This window comes from Nocardia sp. JMUB6875 (assembly GCF_041154655.1).
Lineage (GTDB): Bacteria > Actinomycetota > Actinomycetes > Mycobacteriales > Mycobacteriaceae > Nocardia.
On sequence record NZ_BAAFGR010000301.1, the window covers coordinates 1 to 5,502 of the forward strand.

8 protein-coding genes are annotated in these 5,502 nt (G+C 68.8%); 6 read left to right on the forward strand and 2 right to left on the reverse strand.

Features of this window, described 5'->3' with window-relative positions; all coding sequences use genetic code 11:
* Positions 1-353: glycosyltransferase (locus tag ACAM49_RS38550; RefSeq protein ID WP_369640461.1), on the forward strand; the 353-nt coding region annotated here is incomplete at its 5' end.
* A gap of 27 nt (positions 354-380) precedes the next feature.
* On the opposite strand, the gene ACAM49_RS38555 is transcribed toward ACAM49_RS38550, so the two are convergent.
* The gene (locus ACAM49_RS38555) at positions 381-1,496 is read right to left on the reverse strand and encodes a hypothetical protein (protein WP_369640462.1); all 1,116 of its coding nucleotides are present in this window, start codon (positions 1,494-1,496) and stop codon (positions 381-383) included.
* Positions 1,497-1,697: 201 nt separating this feature from the next.
* On the opposite strand from ACAM49_RS38555, the gene ACAM49_RS38560 reads away from it, so the two are divergent.
* The 5 genes from ACAM49_RS38560 to ald all read left to right on the forward strand — a co-directional run bounded on the left by ACAM49_RS38560 (position 1,698) and on the right by ald (position 5,158).
* Positions 1,698-2,882, forward strand: a complete 1,185-nt coding sequence (locus tag ACAM49_RS38560) for an anion permease (protein ID WP_369640463.1) — start codon at positions 1,698-1,700, stop codon at positions 2,880-2,882.
* An 11-nt stretch (positions 2,883-2,893) separates the two neighbouring features.
* Positions 2,894-3,187, forward strand: a complete 294-nt coding sequence (locus ACAM49_RS38565) for a hypothetical protein (RefSeq protein ID WP_369640464.1) — start codon at positions 2,894-2,896, stop codon at positions 3,185-3,187.
* A 3-nt stretch (positions 3,188-3,190) separates the two neighbouring features.
* Positions 3,191-3,493 (forward strand): DUF3349 domain-containing protein, encoded by a 303-nt coding sequence (locus ACAM49_RS38570; protein WP_369640465.1) that lies wholly within the window; start codon positions 3,191-3,193, stop codon positions 3,491-3,493.
* 47 nt (positions 3,494-3,540) lie between these two features.
* Positions 3,541-3,852: a DUF3349 domain-containing protein gene (locus ACAM49_RS38575; RefSeq protein ID WP_369640466.1), complete on the forward strand. Its 312-nt coding sequence runs from the start codon at positions 3,541-3,543 to the stop codon at positions 3,850-3,852.
* A gap of 199 nt (positions 3,853-4,051) precedes the next feature.
* Positions 4,052-5,158 carry an alanine dehydrogenase gene (gene ald / locus ACAM49_RS38580; RefSeq protein WP_369640467.1) on the forward strand — a complete coding sequence of 369 codons (1,107 nt, stop codon included), beginning with the start codon at positions 4,052-4,054 and terminating at the stop codon, positions 5,156-5,158.
* A gap of 1 nt (position 5,159) precedes the next feature.
* On the opposite strand, the gene ACAM49_RS38585 is transcribed toward ald, so the two are convergent.
* Positions 5,160-5,502, reverse strand: a 343-nt coding sequence (locus ACAM49_RS38585) for an Lrp/AsnC family transcriptional regulator (RefSeq protein WP_369640468.1), incomplete at its 5' end; no start/stop codon positions are given.

The window sequence follows — 5,502 nt, forward strand, 5'->3', positions numbered from 1 at the left end:
CCACCGTCCATTTCACCGGATTCATCAGCGACAGACCGGCTTTGGCCACCCTGCTCGCCACCGCCGACGTCTCCCTGGCCCCCGGCCCCCACGAAACCTTCGGCCTCGCCGCCCTGGAAGCCCTCGCCGCCGGCACCCCGGTGGTGGCCAGCCGCTCCTCGGCCCTCGCCGACATCGTGACCGCCGAGGCCGGCGCGGTGGCCGCCGACCACCCGCGCGCCTTCGCCGAAGCCGTCACCGACGTCCTCGCCCGCCCCCTCATCGAACGCCGCCTGGCCGCCCGCCACCGAGCCGAGCAATTCACCTGGTCCGCAGCCGTTTCCGGCATGCTGGGCCTGCTCGGCTCGGACTAGCGGCCCCGCGATTCACCCGGCGTGGGATCAGTCGCGGGTCGGGTCGGGGTGCCAGGGGATGTATTCGCGGCCCGCGGCCTCGGCGGCGGTCTTCGAGGAATTCAGCTGGTAGGGCGTGATGCCGCCCGGCTGCCAGGGTCCGGCCGAGCCCGCCGCGATGGCGGATTCGGCCTTGGGGACGAGGCCGATTTCGTTGCGCACCACGGCGATCGGGCGGTCGGCCAGGGTGAACCAGTCCAGGTCGAGGAAGTCGTGGCTGCCCTGGGTGAGGGCGCCGCGGCGCATGGCGTCACCGAGGCGCTGGGCCATGCCCGCGGTGCTGAGGTGTCCGGCGTCGGCTTCGAACAGGCCCGCGCCGGCGCGCAGGTAGCCGGTCTCGAACAGCGAGATGACCATCGCCAGCAGGCTGAACGCGCGCGGATCGTCATTGGCGCGAGCCATGAAGGCGAAGACCTCGATCTCGTTCTCGAGGGTGGTGCCGTACCCGGCGAGCACATGCACCCAATCGTGCTGGGCCAGTAGCGGCGGCGCGGACCCGGCCAGACCGGGGGTGACGAAGCCGCGGTCGCGGTAGAAGTCGGCGACGCCGCGCCCGAGTGTGCCCACCGGCAGATCCCACAGCTCGGCCCACCGCCCGGCCAGAACCGGGTCGTCGCTGACCGCGCTCCAAGAGCTGTCGAGCCCCTCGGTATGCAGCGCGTCCAGCCGCAGCGCATCCGTATTACCCAGATAACCATTGCGCGAGAAGTCGACCGCCGCCAGATCCACCGCGCCCTCGGCATACAGCCGCGCCACCGCGATCATGTCATCGTCCACCTCCAGCGCATCGGCGAACTCCCGCAGCCGATCCCCCACCTCGGCGGGCAGCGGCCGCACCACCAGCGCCGCCAGCAGCATGGTCTGCACGATCCGCTCCCGGAAGATCCGATTGCGCCGCGCCATCCCGTCGGCGAATTCCGCCGCCCCGATCGGGCGCACCTCGGCCAACTCCACCGGATGCCCGGTCATCGACAGGAACATCGCCGGAATCAGCAACTCCTGCAATGGCGTCAGCCCCGCGGCCCCGGCCGCCGCACTCACCACACCCCGCGCCAGAAACCGCACCTCGGCGGCATCCGGCGGCGTGAGCAGCACCTCTTCCATCTCCACAGCCTCCCAAAGCAATTGGGCCGATACAGCCCGCTCCATTCTCGCCGCGCAAACCCGTCCGCGCGGGCCCAGTTCACTGTCGGCGTACGACTGTTCGCGGGGAACTGTCTCGGTGAGGCGGCGCCGGATTGAACGTCGAATGAACTCCGGCTCGGACGTATTCGATATGAGTGGTCCCGTTGTGACACTGAAGGTGTGAGCGCTGAGCTTCTCGTTCTCTTGATCGTAATCATCACCGCGTTGGCCTTCGATTTCACCAATGGGTTCCATGACACGGCGAATGCGATGGCGACCTCCATCGCGACCGGTGCGCTTTCCCCGCGGGTGGCGGTGGCCCTGTCGGCCGTGCTGAACCTGGTGGGCGCGTTCCTGTCGGTCGAGGTGGCCAAAACGGTCTCCGGTGGACTGCTGAATATCGGCGGCGTGCACCATATGGCCTTGCTGCACATAATTTTCGCGGGCCTGGTCGGCGGAATTCTGTGGAATCTGTTCACCTGGCTGTTCGGCATTCCGTCGAGTTCCTCGCACGCCCTGTTCGGCGGTCTGATCGGCGCCGCGGTGGCCGCACTCGGCGCGAGCGGGGTGATCTGGACCGGAGATCAGAAGACCGGCCTGATCAACAAGATCATCGTCCCGGCGCTGCTGGCCCCCTTCGTGGCCGCGCTGGTGGCCGGGCTGGGCACCTACGCCGTCTACCGCCTCACCCGGAGCTCGCGAAAAGACAAGGTGAGCACCGGATTCCGCTGGGGTCAGATCGGTTCGGCCTCGCTGGTCTCACTGGCCCACGGCACCAACGACGCACAGAAGACCATGGGCGTCATCTTCATGGCCCTGGTCGCGCACGGCACCTACACCGGCTCCGACGACCTCCCGCTGTGGGTCAAGATCTGCTGCGCCCTGGCCATCGCGCTGGGCACCTACCTGGGCGGCTGGCGCATCATCCGCACCCTGGGCAAGGGCCTGGTCGAGATCGACTCCCCGCAGGGCTTCGCCGCCGAAACCTCCTCGGCCGCCATCATTCTCACCTCGGCCCAGTTCGGCCTGCCGCTCTCGACCACCCAGACCGCCACCGGCTCGATCCTGGGCACCGGCCTGGGCAAGCCGGGCGCGGAGGTCCGCTGGGGCGTCATGGGCCGCATGGCCGTGGCCTGGATCCTCACCCTCCCGATGGCCGGCCTGGTGGGCGCGTTCTGTTGGTGGCTGGCCGATCTGGCCGGCGGACTGGCGGGTGTGCTGCTGGTCGCGGTCCTGCTCGTCGCCGCCTCGGGTTACATGTACCTGCGCTCGCGGCGCAATCCCATCGACACCCGCAATGTCAACGACGACTGGGAGGCCGGGCTCATCCCGCAGTCCCAGACGCGCGAGACCACCGCGGCCTGAGGAGCATTCGCATGCACACCTTCACCGCCATCGCCAAGTCGTTGGGCGAGGTCACGCTGATCGCCATGGCGCTGGGCATCGGCGTCCCCGTCGTCGTCGCGACCGGAATCCGCTTCTGGGCAGTGGAACCGGCCACTGAGGGCCCGCGGACCTCCGGGCGCAACACCCTCGCCACCGCGATCGCCTACGCCTGCTTCGCGGCCGCGGCGATCGTGGTCGTCGCCGGAATCCTGTATATCGCCAAGGATTTCATCAGCCACACTTTCGATATCCAGTTGTTCGGCGCGAAACCCCCGAAGAAGTGAGCCATGACCACCAATCGCTCGATCCTCGCCGCCGTCCTGGAGTGGCTGCGCGCCGGCTACCCGCACGGCGTCCCGCGGGAAGACTATGTGGCCCTGTTCGCGGTGCTGCACCGCAAACTGACCGACCGTGAGGTCGACGAGGTCATCGAGCAACTGCTCGCCTCCGACGGTGTGCTCGACCGCGCCGCCATCGAAACCGCCATCCAGCGGCTCGCCCACGAGAAGCCCGGGGCCGAGGACGTGAACCGGGTCGCGGCCCGCCTCGCGGCCGGGGGCTGGCCGCTGGCCCGGCCCTCCGAAGCCTGAGAACCGTTGGCCTGAAAACCGTTCCACCGTAAGAGAACCGGGTACCGATGGCGCTGTCCGAGCTGCTCACCAGGATCATCGGCTGGCTGCGCGCTGGGTACCCGCAGGGCGTCCCCGACACCGACTACCTGCCGCTGTTGGCGGTCTTGGCCCGCCGGCTCTCCGAGGAGCAGGTGCGGCAGGTGGCCGAGGAGCTGATGCTGCTCGGCGCGCTGCCGGTCGACCGCGCCGATGTCGGGGTGATCATCACCAGGCTCACCGACGAGATGCCGCGCGAGAGCGACCTCGAGCGGGTGCGCGAACACCTGCGCGCGGGCGGCTGGCCGATCGACGAGGGCTGGCCCGAAGCCTCGGAGTAAGAGGCGTGGACAGCGGGTCCCAGAGTCCGAATATCCTTCGATGTGACCCACCTCTCAGACTCTGGTTTCGCATCTTCAGATGGCAAGACATTCAATTGGAGAATCTTTTTCAGCCATCTGGAACTGATCTCGCACAATCTTCATACTCTCTCCCGGGCGGTGATCCCGCCCGACCAGTCGAGAGAACCGAGGAGTGGGCATGAAGATCGGAATTCCCCGCGAGGTGAAGAACCACGAGCACCGGGTGGCCTGCACCCCCGCCGGCGTCCACGAATTCGTGGCCCGCGGGCATGAGGTCTACGTCGAGACCGGCGCGGGCATCGGCTCCACCTTCGAGGACGACGCCTACCGCTTCGCCGGCGCCCGCGTCCTCGACACCGCCGACGAGGTCTGGGAGACCGCCGACCTGGTGCTCAAGGTGAAAGAGCCCGTCGCCGAGGAATATTCGCGCCTGCGCGCGGACCAGGTGCTGTTCACCTACCTGCACCTGGCCGCCTCCAAGGACTGCACCGACGCGCTGCTGTCCTCGGGCATCACCTCGATCGCCTACGAAACCGTCACCGCCGCAGACGGTTCCCTGCCGCTGCTGGCCCCCATGAGCGAGGTCGCGGGTCGCCTGGCCCCGCAGGCCGGCGCCTACCACCTGATGCGCAACGGCGGCGGCCGCGGCGTGCTCATGGGCGGCGTCCCCGGCGTGCGCCCCGCGCACGTGGTCGTCATCGGCGCGGGCGTGGCCGGACGCAACGCCATCGCCGTCGCGCACGGCATGCACGCCGAGGTCACCGTCCTGGACCTGAACATCGCCCGCCTGCGCGAGATCGACGACCTCTACCACGGTCAGGTGCGCACCATCATGTCCAACCGGCTCGAGGTGGAGAACCTGGTCCGCGAGGCCGACCTGGTCATCGGCGCGGTCCTGGTCCCCGGCGCGAAGGCCCCCACCCTGGTCTCCAACGAGCTTGTCGCCCAGATGAAGCCGGGCTCGGTGCTGGTCGACATCGCCATCGACCAGGGCGGCTGCTTCGCCGACTCGCACCCCACCACCCACGCCGACCCCACCTACCGGGTGCACGACTCGATCTTCTACTGCGTGGCCAACATGCCCGGCGCGGTCCCGCACACCTCGACGGTCGCGCTCACCAACGCCACCCTCCCCTACGCGCTCGCCCTCGCCGACAAGGGCTGGCGCGCCGCGGTCGCCGACGACGCGGGCCTGGCCGCAGGCCTGAGCACCCACAAGGGCGAGCTGCTCTCGGAATCGGTCGCCGCGGCGCACGGTTACGCCGCGCACCCGCTGGCCGCCTGACTCAGGCCGTCCCGTGATGCCCCGGCCGCACGTGGTCGAAGATCAGAATGGTCTCCGTCGACGCGACGGCCGGATGCGCACTGAGATGCTCGAGCACGAACGTCCGTAACTCCCCGGAGTCCGCGGTCGCCACATGAATCAGGTAATCGTCCGCTCCGGCAATGAAATACACGTTCTCCACCTCCGGCAGCGCAGCCATCTGATCGCCGAACTCGGCCAGATGGCTGCGCGCCGACGCATGCACCCGCACCGCGATCATCGCCTGCAGATCCCGCCCCAACGCCGAGGGATCGATATCAGCATGAAACCCCCGAATCACCCCCCGCTCCACCAACGCCCGCACC